General features: G+C 71.8%; 17 protein-coding genes and 1 pseudogene. 9 read left to right on the forward strand and 9 right to left on the reverse strand.

The genetic code is table 11. The annotated features are described in order from the left end of the window. Nucleotides 1-14: 14 nt before the first annotated feature. Entirely contained in the window at nt 15-890 is an 876-nt protein-coding gene (locus DIZ27_RS14045) for a universal stress protein (RefSeq protein WP_109378710.1), read from the forward strand. A 49-nt stretch (nt 891-939) separates the two neighbouring features. Further along, nucleotides 940-1182, forward strand: a pseudogene (locus DIZ27_RS14050) (putative PEP-binding protein); the annotation flags it as partial. 119 nt (nt 1183-1301) lie between these two features. Here the strand turns inward: DIZ27_RS14050 and DIZ27_RS14055 are convergent. The 5 genes from DIZ27_RS14055 to DIZ27_RS14075 form a co-directional block, all read right to left on the reverse strand. Then, entirely contained in the window at nt 1302-1925 is a 624-nt protein-coding gene (locus DIZ27_RS14055) for a DoxX family membrane protein (RefSeq protein ID WP_109378771.1), read from the reverse strand. Nucleotides 1926-2072: 147 nt separating this feature from the next. Then, complete coding sequence (locus DIZ27_RS14060) at nt 2073-2522, reverse strand: pyridoxamine 5'-phosphate oxidase family protein (RefSeq protein WP_109378711.1); 450 nt, start codon at nt 2520-2522, stop codon at nt 2073-2075. 251 nt (nt 2523-2773) lie between these two features. After that, entirely contained in the window at nt 2774-3271 is a 498-nt protein-coding gene (locus tag DIZ27_RS14065; protein WP_109378712.1) for a flavodoxin domain-containing protein, read from the reverse strand. Nucleotides 3272-3338: 67 nt separating this feature from the next. Then, nucleotides 3339-4409: a zinc-dependent alcohol dehydrogenase family protein gene (locus tag DIZ27_RS14070; RefSeq protein WP_109378713.1), complete on the reverse strand. Its 1071-nt coding sequence runs from the start codon at nt 4407-4409 to the stop codon at nt 3339-3341. Between the two features lie 181 nt (nt 4410-4590). After that, complete coding sequence (locus DIZ27_RS14075) at nt 4591-5178, reverse strand: rhodanese-like domain-containing protein (protein WP_109378714.1); 588 nt, start codon at nt 5176-5178, stop codon at nt 4591-4593. A gap of 81 nt (nt 5179-5259) precedes the next feature. Between DIZ27_RS14075 and DIZ27_RS14080 the strand changes: the two genes are divergently transcribed. Continuing rightward, nucleotides 5260-5547, forward strand: a complete 288-nt coding sequence (locus tag DIZ27_RS14080) for a metal-sensitive transcriptional regulator (RefSeq protein ID WP_109378715.1) — start codon at nt 5260-5262, stop codon at nt 5545-5547. A 51-nt stretch (nt 5548-5598) separates the two neighbouring features. Here DIZ27_RS14080 and DIZ27_RS14085 read toward each other — a convergent pair whose 3' ends face one another. From DIZ27_RS14085 to DIZ27_RS14090, 3 genes are all read right to left on the reverse strand, one after another. After that, nucleotides 5599-6348: a sulfite exporter TauE/SafE family protein gene (locus DIZ27_RS14085; protein ID WP_109378716.1), complete on the reverse strand. Its 750-nt coding sequence runs from the start codon at nt 6346-6348 to the stop codon at nt 5599-5601. Then, the gene (locus tag DIZ27_RS45685; RefSeq protein WP_181383515.1) at nt 6345-6509 is read right to left on the reverse strand and encodes a hypothetical protein; all 165 of its coding nucleotides are present in this window, start codon (nt 6507-6509) and stop codon (nt 6345-6347) included. The genes DIZ27_RS14085 and DIZ27_RS45685 overlap by 4 nt, the downstream gene beginning before the upstream one ends. 82 nt (nt 6510-6591) lie before the next feature. Continuing rightward, nucleotides 6592-7959 carry an MBL fold metallo-hydrolase gene (locus DIZ27_RS14090; protein ID WP_109378717.1) on the reverse strand — a complete coding sequence of 456 codons (1368 nt, stop codon included), beginning with the start codon at nt 7957-7959 and terminating at the stop codon, nt 6592-6594. A 281-nt stretch (nt 7960-8240) separates the two neighbouring features. On the opposite strand from DIZ27_RS14090, the gene DIZ27_RS14095 reads away from it, so the two are divergent. The 6 genes from DIZ27_RS14095 (at nt 8241) to DIZ27_RS14115 (ending at nt 14212) form a co-directional block, all read left to right on the forward strand. Then, entirely contained in the window at nt 8241-8684 is a 444-nt protein-coding gene (locus tag DIZ27_RS14095) for a hypothetical protein (protein WP_258308357.1), read from the forward strand. Between the two features lie 106 nt (nt 8685-8790). Beyond that, on the forward strand, nt 8791-9447 hold the full coding sequence (locus tag DIZ27_RS14100) for a DUF3105 domain-containing protein (RefSeq protein WP_109378719.1): 657 nt from the start codon (nt 8791-8793) through the stop codon (nt 9445-9447). Beyond that, a complete protein-coding gene (locus DIZ27_RS14105; RefSeq protein ID WP_109378720.1) occupies nt 9444-10136 on the forward strand; it encodes a DUF305 domain-containing protein in 693 nt (230 codons plus the stop codon). Before DIZ27_RS14100 ends, DIZ27_RS14105 begins: the two co-directional genes overlap by 4 nt. A gap of 208 nt (nt 10137-10344) precedes the next feature. Continuing rightward, the gene (locus tag DIZ27_RS14110) at nt 10345-12003 is read left to right on the forward strand and encodes a hypothetical protein (protein WP_109378721.1); all 1659 of its coding nucleotides are present in this window, start codon (nt 10345-10347) and stop codon (nt 12001-12003) included. A 111-nt stretch (nt 12004-12114) separates the two neighbouring features. Next, on the forward strand, nt 12115-12252 hold the full coding sequence (locus DIZ27_RS45690) for a hypothetical protein (RefSeq protein WP_181383516.1): 138 nt from the start codon (nt 12115-12117) through the stop codon (nt 12250-12252). A 217-nt stretch (nt 12253-12469) separates the two neighbouring features. Next, on the forward strand, nt 12470-14212 hold the full coding sequence (locus tag DIZ27_RS14115) for a VanW family protein (RefSeq protein WP_109378722.1): 1743 nt from the start codon (nt 12470-12472) through the stop codon (nt 14210-14212). 233 nt (nt 14213-14445) lie between these two features. Here DIZ27_RS14115 and DIZ27_RS14120 read toward each other — a convergent pair whose 3' ends face one another. Further along, the gene (locus tag DIZ27_RS14120) at nt 14446-14730 is read right to left on the reverse strand and encodes a hypothetical protein (RefSeq protein WP_109378723.1); all 285 of its coding nucleotides are present in this window, start codon (nt 14728-14730) and stop codon (nt 14446-14448) included. Nucleotides 14731-15260 lie beyond the last annotated feature (530 nt).

The raw sequence follows: 15260 nt of genomic DNA on the forward strand, positions 1-15260 counted from the left end.
AAGTGAGGGAACCCATGCAACTCCCGCTGGTCGTGGGCGTCGACGGATCGGATTCCAGCCTCCAGGCACTGGACTGGGCGGTGGACGAAGCGGCACGCCACGGGTTGCCGGTGCGCCTGGTCCATGCCTCCCTGTGGGAGCGCTACGAGGCGGCCCGCCCCTCCCTCAGGACCGATCGCCCCGCCGAGGAGGTCATGGCGGAGCACATCATCGCGTCCGGCATCGAACGTGCCCGGCTCCGCAATCCCGAGGTGAAGGTGTCGGGCGACGTGCAGCCCGACGATGCCGTGTCCGCGCTGCTGCAGGCGGGAAGCGAGTCGTACGCCTTGGTCACGGGCTCACGCGGCCGTGGCGGAATAGCCGGACTGCTGCTGGGATCGGTCAGCCTCACCGTGGCGGCCCGTGCCGTGTGCCCGGTGATCGTGGTCCGTGGTGCGGATCAGAACCGACAGGGCCTCTTCGGGCGGGTGGTGGTGGGGGTCGGCGACCCGGCCACGAGCACGGGCGTCGTACGGTTCGCCTTCCGTGCGGCCGAGGCGCGCGGCTCCGCCCTCGACGCCGTACGGGCCTGGCGCAGCCCGGCTCACGAGCGCGTGGACCGTCCCCTCCTCGCCGATGACGCCGCCAGTGCCCACGAGGAGCGCGTCACGACCAACCTCACCGACGCGCTGGACCAGGCGATGCGGGAGCACCCCGAGGTCGAGGTGCGGCGCAGGCCGGTGGAAGGTCCCGCCCACCGGGTCCTGTTGCACGCATCGGCCGAAGCCGACCTGATCGTCGTCGGCGCTCTGCGGCGCCACGGCCACTTCGGTCTGCAGCTCGGCCGCGTCGCCCACGCCCTGCTGCACTACTCCACGTGCCCGGTCGCCGTCGTCCCCCGGCGAACCTGAACCCCGTCGTGCGGGCGTCACGCGGGCGCGTGTCGTGCAGGGAGGGGCAAAGGCGATCGACCGCGACGGTGTGGGGCGCCTGGTGGGGATCGCCGTCGCCGAGGGTTGCGCGGCCCGGTCCGAGCTGAAGAACGGCGTCTGCGGCGGACACGGCGGCGCCCCGGAGCCGGTGCGCTTCTTCCACACCGCCGGCATCGACTCCGTCTCGTGCTCCCCGTTCCGTGTCCCGGTGGCCCGCCTGGAGGCCGGGCGGGCCGCGCTCCTCGGGACCGGAGTCAGCGACAGCGGGTGACCGGAGGCCCTCGGGCCCGGTCGCGCGGAGCCTCACCGTACGGGCGTCGGCGGGGACACGGACGAGAGGGCACCCCCGCCGACGAGCGGAGGTGCCCCGGTCCGACGATTCCGCGCCCGTCAGAGCAGCCAGCGGTTGCGGCTGACGAAGGGGAGCCGCGCCCAGACCTCGCCCAGGCCCCAGGTGGCGCCGGCGCCCGCGGCGGCGAGTGCGACGAGGATCACGGCGTAGACCAGGTGGTAATCGGCGAACGGGTTCGTCGACATGCTCGGCGACCCGTCCGACAGGTGTCGGGCCGGCGGCCATTCCGCGACCCACATCAGCGCCGTCATGACGGTGCCCGCGACCGCGGCGAGCCGCAGGCCGATGCCTACGATCAGCGCGAGGCCGACGCCGAGCAGACCGAGCATGAACAGCCAGTCGGCCCAGGCGTCCCCGGCCCAGGCGTGGAAGGTGGACTCCATCGGCCCGACGGCGACGCCGCTGAGGAATCCCCTGGTCGGCGACCCGCCGTCGATCCACCCCTTGCCGGAGGGGGTCGCGTAGCCGAGGCCGAACGTCTTGTCCAGGAACGCCCACAGGAAGACGAAACCCGTCAGCAGGCGGAGCCCGGCGAGCACGTACGCGCGGGTCTCGGTCGCCGCCGCGGTCACCGGCTCGGCGGACACGGGAGCCGTCCCGGCCCGGTGCGGGGACGGGAAGCGGAATCCCGGACGCCGGTGGGGGTGGTCGTGAACTGCCATGGTGCTCATCCCTTCCAGAGGGTGGCGCAGGAGGTGGACGACTCTCGTTGCTCCTTCAATGTCCCGCGCCGCCGGCGTCCTGCGGAGGGACTGAAGGGCCCGGCGGGCGGGCCGAACGTCCCACGGTACGAGCCTGGTTGGCGACCGTCAGCCGCTCTTTGCCGCCAGGCTCACCCCGTACAGGGTGCGTCCGCCGACGAGTTCACGTCCGGTGACCAGCTCGGGCTCGATACGGACGAAGACCTCCCGCGTCGCGGGCGCCCAGGAGACCGGACCGGTGCGGGACAGGCGCGCGTGCTCGGCCGGGTCGGTCACCACCGCGGCCGGGCCCGTGACGACCACGCTCCAGCCGGCCTGCCGGGCCGCATCGACGTCGTCGGCCTCGAAGGCGACCACCGCGCCGTCGATCGCGCGGACCAGTTCCGAAGCCTCGGCGGTACGCAGCAGCACCGCACCGTCGGCGTCCAGGCAGAAGTTGACCGGCAGCACGGCGGGCAGGGCCAGGCGCGTGAAGACGATGCGGCCGACGGGCGCCTCGGCCATCAGCCGCAGGCACTCCTGCCGACCGAGTTCACGGAAACCGTCATTGGGGTACATCGTCAGCCCGTCCTCCTCCTGGTACAGCGGGTACTGCGTCTTTCCGCGTCTTTCACGCCTTCCGCGTCTTCCGCGTCTTCCGCGTCTTCCACCCTGAGCGGGACGAGGCTGGAAGGTGAGGGCCAACAGTCCCCCTTCACACCGGAAAACGGCCTGGTGGCAGCGCGGCGACAGGTAGCCGGCACAGGTACCGCGGCGACCCCGGTGCCGGGCACCGGGGTCGGGATCAGGCACAGTCCTCCAGCCCGTTCTCAGGTGTGCGTCAGATCGTCGGCGACGTGCGCCGCCCACGTCTGGATCGCCGTGAAGTCGCGGAAGTCCCCGCCCTTTCCGCTGCGGAGGATCATCCGGGCGACCCATCCCTTCGCGCCCTCCTCAAGACAACCACCGAAGGTGACGTGCTCCCTGGCGTCGATTTCGGCGACGGCCTTCTTCACACCGGGTACGGGCGGGATGTCCCGTTCCGAGGCCGTGGCGTCCAGCGGGCCGCTGCTGAACAGCCACACCGGGCGCTTCGCCAGGTCGCGGCGGTACCGGCGGACGAACCGACGGGCGTCCTTGTGCCAGCGTCCGGCGTACAGCCCACCGCCGACCACCACGGCGTCGTACGACGTCACACTCGCGACGGACCGGGCGGGCAGGGTCTCGACCGTCAACCCGTCCTTTCGCAGGACGTCGGCGACGGTTTCGGCGATCCGTGCCGTCGATCCGTTCGTGGTTCCGTAGGTGACCAACACGGTGCCGGTCATGGCGTTTCACCTCCTCCCACAGCCGGCGCGGCCAGTCGCCGGCCACGCCGTGTCGGCCTGCCGGCTGTCAGGTTGTCCGCGTGGCGACGACGTCGTGCCGTGGTTCGCCGAGCACGACCTTGAGGGCGCCGGTCTCGGCGGCGTTGCCGAAAACGTCGTAGGCCTCCTCCATCTGGTCCAGGGAGAAGGTGTGAGTGACCAGTTGCGAGGTCGGGAGCCTTCCGGCGGACGCCATCCGCAGCAGCGTCGGTGTGGAACGGGTGTCGACCAGGCCCGTGGTGATGGTCACGTTCTTGATCCACAGGTCTTCCAGATGCAGTGCCGCGGGCTTGCCGTGCACGCCGACATTGGCCACGTGCCCGCCGGGCCGGACCATGCGCGTGCACATCTCGAAGGTCTCCGGCACACCGACCGCCTCGATGACGACGTCCGCGCCGAGCCCGTCCGTGAGGTCGGTGATCAGCTGCTCGGGGGCTTCCCCCGCGTCGGCCACGGCGTCGGCGCCGAGGCTCCTGGCGGCCTCGAGCCGGGCGTCGGCCAGGTCGACCGCGACGATCCGCTCGGGTGCGAAAAGCCGGGCGGTGGCAATGGCCGCCAGCCCGATGGGGCCGGCCCCGACGACCACGACGGTGTCCCCGGGCCTCACCCTTCCGTTGAGCACGCCCACCTCGTAGGCGGTGGGGAAGATGTCGGCCAGCAGCACGGCGTCCTGACCGGCCAGAGCTCCGGGCAGCGGGTGTACGGACAGGTCGGCGTACGGCACACGGACGTACTCGGCCTGGGTTCCGTCGATCAGGTGCCCGAGGATCCAGCCCCCGCCGTCCCGGCACTGGCCGTACATGCCCTCGCGGCAGTACCGGCACCGTCCGCAGGCGCTGATGCAGGAGACCAGCACCCGGTCCCCGGGGCGCACCGTGCGCACGTCGCTTCCCGCCTCGACGATCTCGCCGACCGCCTCGTGCCCCAGCACCGTGCCGGGCTGCACTTCGGGCACGTCCCCCTTGAGGATGTGCAGGTCCGTTCCGCAGATGGTCACGGCGTCGACCCGGACGATCGCGTCGGTGGGTTCCTTGATGCCGGGGTCCGGGACCTCTTCCCAGGAAGCCTGCCCGGGACCGCGGAAGACGTAGCCCTTCATGACGATCCTCGCTCTCTTGCTCGCCGGTGGGGTGAGGAACCCGGCGGCGCGCCGTCAGCAAGGTGTGTGCCGAGCACCGGCGCAATGCCGGGGTCCCGCACCTCCAGTCTGTTCGACGACCGGGACATCCGCTTGGGCCGGTCGGCCCCTTGGAGGCGGCCGGCCCAAGCGGCCGGAAGGCTCAGCGGCCGCGCAGGGCGGCGAGCGCGGCGTCGAGGTCGGCCGCGCGGGGGCGGTTGTGGGGCAGCCTGGCCAGCACGACCGCCATGCCGCAGGTGTCGGTGAGCGCGGAGAAGACCAGGCCGCCCGCGACACCGGCCGAGAGGAGCTGGAACGCCGGGTGCACGAGCAGGCCGAGCACGAGGCCGAGGAGCACCAGGGTGCCGGCCGTGAAACGGACCTGGCGCTCCATGCTCCATCCGGCCTGGGTGGCGCAGGCGGCGGGACGGTGCAGATCGTGGCCCTCGGCGGCCCAGGCGCCGGTGCCTCCGGCGAGCGTGGCGGCGGGGACGCCCTGTTCGGCCAGCATTTCGCAGGCGTTCCCGGAGCGGGCCCCGGAGGCGCACACGAGAAGCACGTCTCCCCGCTCGGCGGCGTGCCGGATCTCGGGCAGGGCGCGTCGGACCTGGTCCAGGGGGATGTTCAGGGCGCCGGGCAGATGGCCGGAGGCGTACTCGGCGGGCGTGCGCACGTCGATGACGGTGAGTTCGTCGAGGCGGGTCCGGGCCTGGTCGGTGCCGAGGGTGACCGGGGTGAGGGGGTTGGTCATGTCAGGTGTGATCCTTGGTGGTCGACGTGGTCCCGAATCGGGACGTACAGTACCCCTAGGGGTATTTTTCGAGGAGTGGTCGTGGAACTGGAGCTCGAGGGTGCGGACCTGAAGGCCGTGCTGAACCGGCTGCGCCGGGCGCAGGGTCAGATCTCCGGGGTGATCCGGATGATCGAGGAGGGGCGCGACTGCGAGGAGGTCGTCATGCAGCTCGCCGCGGCCTCCCGCGCGCTCGACCGGGCCGGCTTCGCGATCATCGCGACGGGCCTGCAGCAGTGCGTGGTGGACATGGAGTCCGGTCGTAAGAACGGGGAGGACACCGAGCAGATGCGCGCCCGGTTGGAGAAGCTGTTCCTGTCCCTGGCGTAGGGGCTCGCCTTCCCGGCGCAGGACTCGCCGGGGTGTGGGGGCCGCGGCGCGTCACGTCATCACCGCGTCGAGCAGCATGAGGGCGGCCACGGCCGACAGCACCACGGCGAAGATCCGCTGGAGTGTGCCTCCGGATACCTTCGCGGCCAGCCGCTTCCCGTCCCACGCGCCGAGGATCGCCGCTCCGGCGAAGGGCCCGACGACCGCCCAGTCCAACGTGTCGAGCGTGCCGGCGCGCATCGCCAGCGCGGCCAGGGAGTTGACGGTGATGACCAGCAGGCTGGTGCCCACCGCCTCACGCATGCGCAGGCCGAGCACGCCCGTCAGCGCCGGTACGGCGAGGAAGCCGCCCCCGACGCCGAGCACGCCGGTGACGGCGCCGAGCCCGGCGCCGGCCGCCGCCGCGCGGCCCGGCCGGACCGGCACGACGGTGTCCGCGAGCGGCCGGGCCCGCAGCATGCGCAGCGCGGCCGCTGCCGCCACCACGGCGAACCCCGCCGTCAGCGCCGTCTCCGGAAGGCGCCCGGCGAGCGCACCGCCCAGCATCGCCGGGCCGGTCCCGGCCGCCGCGAACAGCATCCCCGTCCACCACCGCACCCGGCCGTCACGGGCGTGCGCGGGCAATGCGGCGACCGAGGTGAACGCGACGACGACCAGACTCGCGGTGGTGGCCTCTACCGGGGTGAAGCCGAGCAGGTAGATCAGGGCCGGGACGGCCAGCACGCTGCCGCCGCCTCCGAGCGCACCGAGTGCCAGACCGATCGCGGCCCCGGCCACCAGGGCGAGGACGAGAGCGCTCACGTGAGGGCGCCGTTCGCGCCGTGCGGGTCCGTCACCGGCAGCCCCGCCGCGGCCCGGGCGGCCGGCGTGGACAGCGGCGGGTGGACGGCTCGGGGAGCGGGCTCCGCCTGCCGCACGGTCACGCGGTCCGGGCGGCTGCGGCCTCGCCGGAAGATGCTCATGTCGGTTTCCTGTTCCTGTGTTTCCCATGCCGGCGCGAAGGGCCGGCGCGGCCCGCTGCGGCGTCCGTGCCGTCAGCAGCCGTCAGCCCCTGCGGACGGTGAGTCCGGCCCGCCCGGCCGCGTCGAAGGAGTCGTCCACGGCGACGACCTCGCGCCCCGCGGCATCCAGGAGGGAGGCGGCGACGGCGGCACGCATACCGCCCGCGCAGTGCACCCACACCTCACCCTCGGGAACCTCGTCGAGGCGCCTGTGCAGGGTGTGTATCGGAATGTGCACCGATCCCCGGACGTGTCCGCCGGCCCGCTCCGCGGCACGCCGGACATCGAGGACGACGACGCCCTCCGCGGGGTGCCGGCCGGCGAGGTCGGCGAAGGTCGCCCGCGGGAAGGAGGCCGGCTCCTCGTCCTCGCGCACCCAGTCGGCCGGCCCTCCGGTGGCCGCGGCGGCCGGGCGGTCGATGCCCACGCGAACCAGCTCGCGCTGGGCGACGGCGAGTTGCTCGGACGACTCGGCGAGCAGTGTGACGGGCTTGCCCCAGGGGATCAGCCAGGCCAGGTAGGTGGCGAGCTGCCCTTCGGCCTCGAAGTTGAACGAGCCGGAGACGTGTCCGTCGGCGAAGGCGACGCGGTTGCGCAGGTCCACCACCCACTCCCCCGCCGCCAGCCGGGCGGCGATCTCCTCGGCGTCGGCGAGGGCGGGCCGGGTCAGGTCGACGGGCGCGGGGCCCGTGGCGTTGACCGGTCCCATGTGCGCGTAGTAGGCGGGTATGTCCTCCAGACCGGCCAGCAGGTCGGCGACGAAGGTGTCCACGTCCCGGGTGAGGGCCTCGTTGGAAGCCTTCTCCTTGCCGATCGTCGTGCTGTCGCCCTCAGCCTGGGTGGACGAGCAGAAGCTGCCGAAGCCGTGCGTGGGGAGTACCGCCGTCTCCTCGGGCAGTTCGGCGGCGAGCCGGCGCACGGAGGCGTGCTGTGCCCTGGCCAGGTGCTCGGTCAGGCGCGGCTCCACGAGGTCCGGGCGCCCGACGGTACCGATCAGCAGCGAGCCGCCGGTGAAGACCGCGCGTGCCGTGTCGTTCTCCTCCAGCACGTAGGAGGTGTGGTGCGGGGTGTGACCGGGCGTGGCCAGGGCGCGCAGGGTCAGACCGGCAGCGGCGTCGATGTCCGCGTGGTCGCCGTCGTGCACCGGTACGCGCGCGAAGGCGACACGGGCCCCGGCGGGCACGAGGTAGGCGGCGCCCGTGATCCGGGCCAGCTCCGGACCACCGGTGACGTAGTCGTTGTGGAGGTGCGTCTCGACGACGTGCGAGATCCGCACCCCGCGCCGCACGGCCGCCGCGACCACCCGGTCGACGTCGCGCGGCGGGTCGACCGCCACCGCCGTCTGCTCGCCTCCTGCCAGATAACCGCGGTTGCCGAGCCCCTGCACCTCGATCGTGTCGACGAAGAACACGAGGTACTCCCTTCAGCGAAGAATTACCCCTGGGGGTATGTAATCGACAGTAACACAGGTACCCCCGGGGGTATTTTCGAGAAGGGAGTAAACCCTGCGCACACACCTCACGGGTACCTCGCGCACGGCCCGCACACCTCGAGAGCGACCGCAGCGCCGACCGTTCGCACCACGGGGCATCCCGCGCCTCCGTCCGCCCGCTCCGCACAAACGGGCACGATCACTGACAGTCCGGGACCGGCCGTCAGGTCTCCCGCAGGGACCGCTTAACATCACCCTTGATGAGGAGCTGTGCGCGGTCGGCGCAGGACAGAGGACACGGCCCGCGGTGGACTGTTCGCGCCGCGGTCCTCTGCCCTGCCCTTGCCGTCCTGCTCGCCGCCCTGGTGGTGTGCCTGGGGTACGCGGGGCACAGCGGCGCCGAGGGCGACGCCGCTCCCCCGACTGCCCTGTCCGCGGGCAAGACGGTGGCGGTGGGGACCCCGGCCGAGCACCCCGTCATGTCCCTCGTCCGGCAGGGCGACTGTTCCCCCGGCGATCCCTGCTGCTCCCCCGTCGCCCACGACGTACCGGTCGTGCTCGGCGCGCCCCCGCAGACTCCGCCCCTGGTCCTGACCCGCATGCCGGGCTTCCCGTGTCACGCGCAGCACCCAGCGGTCCTCGCACAGCCCCCGCCGGCGCACAGCGCTCCCGACCTCCACGTCCTCCAGGTGCAACGGACCTGACGGTGCCCTGCCGCGCCCCGCGCTCACGTTCGCGCAGGTGCCGAGCGGTATCCGTCCATCACCCCTGCACCCACCGCCGAACGGCGGGAGAAGGACTCACTCAGTCATGAGCAAGATCAGCAAGAAGGAAGCCGCGGCTGCCCGCAAGGCCCGCGTCGAAGAGATGCGTCGCGTCGAGAGAGCGCGGGAGCGCCGTCGCCGCATCATCACCATCACGCTCAGCACGGTCATCGTCGCGGGGCTGGTCGGGTGGGGCGGGTACGCCCTCAACAGCGCCAACGAGAAGAGCGAGCAGCAGGCGGCCGAGGCGAAGAAGCCCGTACAGGGCGAGAGGACCTGGGAGGCGAAGAAGCTCACCCGGAACCACGTCCAGGGCGCCGTGAAGTACGCGATGAGCCCACCGGTCGGCGGCGACCACAGCCAGGCGTGGATGACCTGCGAGGGCACCGTCTACACCGAGGCGATACCGAACGAGAACGCCGTCCACTCTCTCGAGCACGGCGCAGTCTGGGTCACCTACAACGACAAGGCCGCCGACGCCGACGTCAAGGCTCTCGGGGACAAGGTTTCCAGGACCCCGTACAGCCTGATGAGCCCGGTCACGGACCAGTCCGGAGCGATCATGCTGTCGGCCTGGGGGCGCCAGCTCACCGTGGACAAGGCATCGGATCCGCGGATCGACCAGTTCTTCACCAAGTACGTCCAGGGGCCCCAGACCCCTGAGCCGGGTGCCGCCTGCTCGGGCGGCTTGATGGCGTCATGACCGGCACGCTCATGGCGGAACGAGCCACGGATCCGGGAGAGGCACCCGGCCCGCGGCCCGGCCTCGCCCGCTGGCTGACCGTCGGCGCGGCGGCCCTCGTCGCCGTGGTCGTGGCCCTGTCGGTCCTGGTCATGGTGAGCAGGGAAAGCGAGCGGACGGTCGGCGTTCCGGCCGCGGACTCCGCCGATGCGGGGTTCGCTCGCGACATGGCCGTCCACCACCAGCAGGCGGTGGAGATGTCGTACATCGTCCGTGACCGTACGGCCGACGAGGACATCCGGCGTCTCGCGTACGACATCGCGCAGACTCAGGCCAACCAGCGCGGCATGATGCTCGGCTGGCTCGATCTGTGGGAGCTGCCGAAGATCTCGCCCGACGGGTACATGGCGTGGATGCACGGTGGCCACGAGAACCACGAGTCGAAGGACGGGTCCCTGATGCCGGGCATGGCCACGGCCGCGGAACTCGACCGGCTCGGTGAGCTCGAGGACGATCAGGCGGAGATCCTCTACCTCCAGCTCATGATCGACCACCACATCAGCGGCGTCGACATGGCCCGCGCCTGCGTCTCGCAGTGCGAGGTGGACACCGAGCAGAAGCTGGCGCAGAGCATGGTCGAGGGCCAGCAGTCGGAGGTGGAGTTGATGACCGCCTTGCTGAAGGAGCGCGGGGCCGCGCCCCGGAGGTGACTCCTCTCCGGTCGGGTGCCGCCCAGCGGCGGCGCCCGACCGCATGCGCGGCGACGGCTCCCGCACCGGAGTCCGGTGGACCGACGATCCGGCACGGGGACAGGGCACGCCGGGGTGAAATTTCCGTTTCGCAGCGACTGGTCAGCCGGTTTCCCCGATGATGGGGACCGCCCGGGACGACGGATCAGGCAACGCTGGGAGTACGCACATGACGGTGGAAGCCGGTACGCAGCAGGAGCGCGTCGCGGGGAGGGTGTGGGCGGTGCGCCTGGATGCCCACGGCCGCCCCTCCGCCGGCACGGTCCGGCTCTCCTGCTCCCGCCCGGCCTGCGCCGACCAGCACTTCTCCAGCACTCCCGCAGGACGCAAGGCCGCGGTCGAACACGTCAACATGCATCTGGCCCGCATCCGGGCGGACGGCGGGCCGCGCGGCGAGGCATGGTGCGGCTGCCGCGCCGCCGACTGTGCGTGGCACACCTCCGACGTCCTCACCGGCAGGCGTGACGGGGCGCGACCGGCGGAGGGGACGGTGCGATGCGGGGGACCGGTGGTCCTGATGGTGCACGCGAACCGTGCCGGGCGGCTGTGGCGCATCGCGGAAACGTGCGTGCGCTGCGCGGCCGCCATTCCCGACTGCCGCGTCCTGGACACCGCCCCGCCGCCACGCCCCGCTCCGGCCCCGATCGGGGCGGGACGGGAAGCGGCGGGAAAGCCGGAGACGGGCCGGGAGCCGACAGGCGGGAATGTGGCGGCGGTGTTCTCCGACCACGCCCCTTCCCCTCTGCCCCCTTCTGCTTCTGCTTCTGCTTCTGCCGACGCTTCTTCCCCGGCCGCCGGATCCGCCGTGACGCCCGGCGCCCGCACCGCCTCACCGGGGGGAGCGCCCCAGCGGGCGAAGCGGTGGGGGAAGATCGCGCAGCGGACCGTGCCGCACGACCTTCAGCCCGACGTACTGCGTGTGGAACTCACCGAGCTCGGGGATGCGTTCCGTGCCTATCAGCAGCGCGCCGAGCCCGACCTCGTCGTCCTTGCCGAACTCCACGAGCGCAAGGCTCGTGCGTTCGCCCTGTGGGCCGATGTCACCGGCGACGGAACCCTGCGTCATGAGGCGCACCGGGCCCGCAAGGCGGCGCAGACCACCCTCGAGATGCACGAGAACCGGGTCGGCGGGCCCATCGGCACGGCGAGCGGGAACGGCCCGGTGGTGGAACGGCTCCTGACCCGGCAACAGGCGGTGCACGCCCGTACCGTGCTGGGCCACGTCCAGGACCACGCCCCGCACCCCGAGGCCGAGGTGCACCTCGCGGTGCTCCTGCTCACCCTGCGTGCCGCGCGCGCCGGCATCGGAAACATCACCGGACAAGACCTCACCGCCTGGTTGCAGGGCGATGCCGAGCGAGTGCTGGAACAGCTGGTCGCCGCCGACTGGCTGCGCCTGCCCGGTACCGTCACCGAGGCGCTGGCCTCCCGGCCCGAGGACCCCACCGCGGTCACCGTCCCCACGCTGCTGCCCGAACAGCCCCGCCCGTTCGTCTTCGGCAAGACCACCCACTCGAAGATCTCCGGTTGGGCCCAGAAAGCCGTGGGCGACCGGAAGATCCGCAAGAAGAAACTGGGCGCCGCCACCCGGCTCCTCGCCCTGTACAGCGCCGCCCATACCCGCCCCGACGGCCGCCTCGGACACGCCGAGGACGACGGACTGGATCTGGACAAGGCCGCCGCGTTCTGCGCCCTGCAGCCCGAGGAAATCACCGGGCACGCCGAACTGCTGATCGCCGCCGACTGGCTCGCCGAAGCCGACACCACCGGAGGAAGGCTGCGCGGACAACTCACCGAGCGGGTCCTGCCGCTGGGAGGACTGCTTTGACGTGCTCCCCGCCCTGAAGGGCGAGAATTCCGGCCCGGGTCGTCCGACCCTTCCGGAGGCTTCTTGTGCGGCTTCCGCGGGCCCGGGCGGAAGGGACGGCCCGCGGGGTCCGTGAGGACCAGGAAGCAGTCGGGTCCGGCCGGGGTTCCGGGCGGGGGCGCCCCGGGACAGCAGCCGGGCCTCAACTTCGGCTTCGGCTTCGGCTTCGGCGAAGTCATCGATGTCGAAGTCGAGGCGCTGAAGGACTGAGGCAGGGACGGCCCGAAGTGGCCGCCCGCTCGTGGAGAAGAGCCGGGCGCCGAGCATGCCGGGCGCCGTTGCGCTCGTCACTCAGACCGCTGAGCGGGGACGCCCGGTGCGAACTGGGACATACCCTTGGTGCCCGGTTGCCCGTAGCTTGACCGACTGCTCTCGCACACAGCGCCGAGGTATCGGGTGTACGATACATCGATCGCTCAGGAGACCCATGCACCCCCGAATACCCTCCGTCCTTCGAAAAGCCTCGTCCCCGCCCGTCGCCCTGGCGGGCGGTGCGCTGACCGTCGGCATCGGCGGCCTGTATCTCGCCGGGCTGCTGCTCACCGGCGGTGAGATCGAGGCGGGTACGACGGTGCGCGGCCTGGACATCGGGGGCCTGGCCCGTGAGGAAGCCGCCCGGAAGCTGGAGCAGCACCTGGCGGCGGCCGGCCCGCGGAAGCTGGCAGTGCAGGTCGGCGACCGCAGGAGCACGATCGATCCGCGGCAGGCGGGGCTCACCTTCGACGTCCGGGAGACCCTTGACCGGGCGGTGTCCACCGGCGCCGATCCGGTCAGCGTGATCGGCGGGCTGTTCCGCTCGGGCGGTGACATCGAACCGGTCGTGCGGATCGACGAGGACAAGGCCCGTGCCACCCTCGAGAAGCTCGCGAAGACGCTCGACCAGAAGGCCCGAGACGGCGCCGTCTCCTTCGCCGACGGCCGTGTCGAGCAGGTCGCCCCGCGCACCGGGTACGCGCTGGACGTGGACGCCGCGACCGGTGCCCTGCGCGCCCCCTTCCTGCGCGGCACGGCGGACCCGGTCACGGTGCTGCCCGCACGTGAGACCAGGCCGAAGGTCACGGCGGAAGAGGTACGGCGGGCCGTGCGCGAGTTCGCGCGGCCGGCGATGTCGGCACCGGTCACGCTCACCGCGGGCGGCAAGCGGTTCACGATCACCCCGGCCGTGCTGGGCGAGTACCTGACGATGCGGCCGGACGACACCGGCAGGCTCACACCGAAGCTCGACAGTAAGGGTCTGCGCGCCGCCCCCGCGGTGGCCGGTGCCCTGAACGGCCTCCCCACCACGCCCCAGAACGCCCGGCTGGGGCTCGAGGGCGAGAAGGTCGTGGTGGCCGCCGACGCCAGACCCGGCGTGAGGGTCACCGACAAGGCCCTGAGCAAGGCCGTCCTGCCCCTGCTCACCGAGTCGGGCGCCGCCCGCACCGGTGAGGTGGCCACACAGCAGATCCAGCCGGAGGTCACCCGCGAGAACGCGGCACGTCTGGGGCTGACGGAGAAGATGTCCTCCTTCACCGTCGCCTTCGAGCCGGCCGCCTACCGCACGACGAACATCGGCCGGGCCGTGGAACTCATCAACGGCTCTGTCGTCATGCCGGACGAGACCTGGAGCTTCAACCGGACCGTCGGCGAGCGCACCCGGGCCAATGGGTTCGTCGACGGCATCATGATCTTCGACAACCAGTACACCAAGGCGTCCGGCGGCGGTGTCTCCGCCGTGGCCACGACCGTCTTCAACGCGATGTTCTTCGCCGGGGTCAAGCCCGTCGAGTACGGCGCCCACTCCTTCTACATCGAGCGCTACCCCGAGGGCCGTGAGGCGACGGTCGCCTGGGGCAGCCTCGACCTGAGGTTCACCAACGACTCCGGCAAGGCCGTCTACATCCAGGCCGAGTCCACAGACACCTCGGTGACCATCACCTTCCTCGGCACGAAGAAGTACGACGAGATCACGTCGGTCAAGGGGCCGCGCACCAACGTGCAGCAGCCGGCGAAGAAGGTGAGCACCGCTGAGAAGTGCGTGCCGCAGACCCCGCTCGAGGGCTTCGACGTCACCGTGGAGCGGGTCTTCCACGACGACGGCCGGGAAGTGAGGCGGGAACCGTTCCGCACGCACTACACCCCGCGTGACGAGGTCACCTGCGCAGAGACACCGAACGAGCGTCAGTCCTGAGGACATCCCCGTCGGGGTGACAGTGACAAGCCGCCGTACCACGGCCTTGGACAACAGGTCTCCCGTTCACCACGAGCGTGCGGCTCGCCCGGCTCACGCCCGCCGGACAGACTGCGGCGAACCCGCAGGAGGAACACCGTCGAAACCGAACGCCGGGGCGGGCCCCGCCCTCCCCGCCACGTCCGCTCCTCGCTCCCCGTCACGGGGAACCCAGAAGGCCGGTCCGAACGCTGCTACGCGGAAGCCAGCACCTCTCCGGCCGTGACCTGGGGAGGGTTGGGAAGCAGGGACGCAAGGTTGTCCCGCACGAAGTCCGCCGCCCTCGAGATCGATTCCTCGGCACCGGCCCGGTCCTGGAAGACACTGGTCGAGACCATCACTCCGTCCCCGGCATCGACCCAGTAGTAGGCCACGAAGCCGGAGACCTGGCGCATGAGCGGCACGAAGCCCTCATTCACGAGGCGTCCCGCCTCTGCCGGATCGGTCACTCCTTCGTACCGCCGGACCGCTGCGTACATCGTCAAACTCCTCGCGGGGTTCTGGGTTCGTCCTCTGCTGAGACCTCGTACCCCTGCGGCAACCGCCTGGCCCATGAGGCGTCCGGCCATCACCCGAAGGGCCCCACAGGTGGTCCGAACGGCGGCTTCCGGCCCGGACACACGGCCCTGCACACGGGCCCCCTCGCAGTTGTGTGCTCGTCCTGTCCGCACAGCATCCGCATGGGCTTGATCCGCTTTGACGGACATCCGGGATCAGGGGCTCCGGCCCCGGAGCCGTACACCCCCCTCAGAGGCCGCGCCGGCCTTGCGATCCGCCGCAACAGGTCTGCGTCCCGGTCGCGGAGGAGCGGCCGGACGCTGCCGACTCCTGTGCCTCTGCGGCCGCGGTCGGCGAGCAGGAGATCGCCCTCGCCCAGAGCCTCGGACACCTCCCGGACCAGCACGGGTTCGGACACGGTCCGCGGCCCCAGGGGGCGGAGGTGATGGCACGGGTGCCGCACTCGGCAGGCTCCACCACCCGAACCTGCGGGAACGCACACCGTTCGGTG

This window comes from Streptomyces sp. NWU339 (genome assembly GCF_003143855.1).
Lineage (GTDB): Bacteria > Actinomycetota > Actinomycetes > Streptomycetales > Streptomycetaceae > Streptomyces.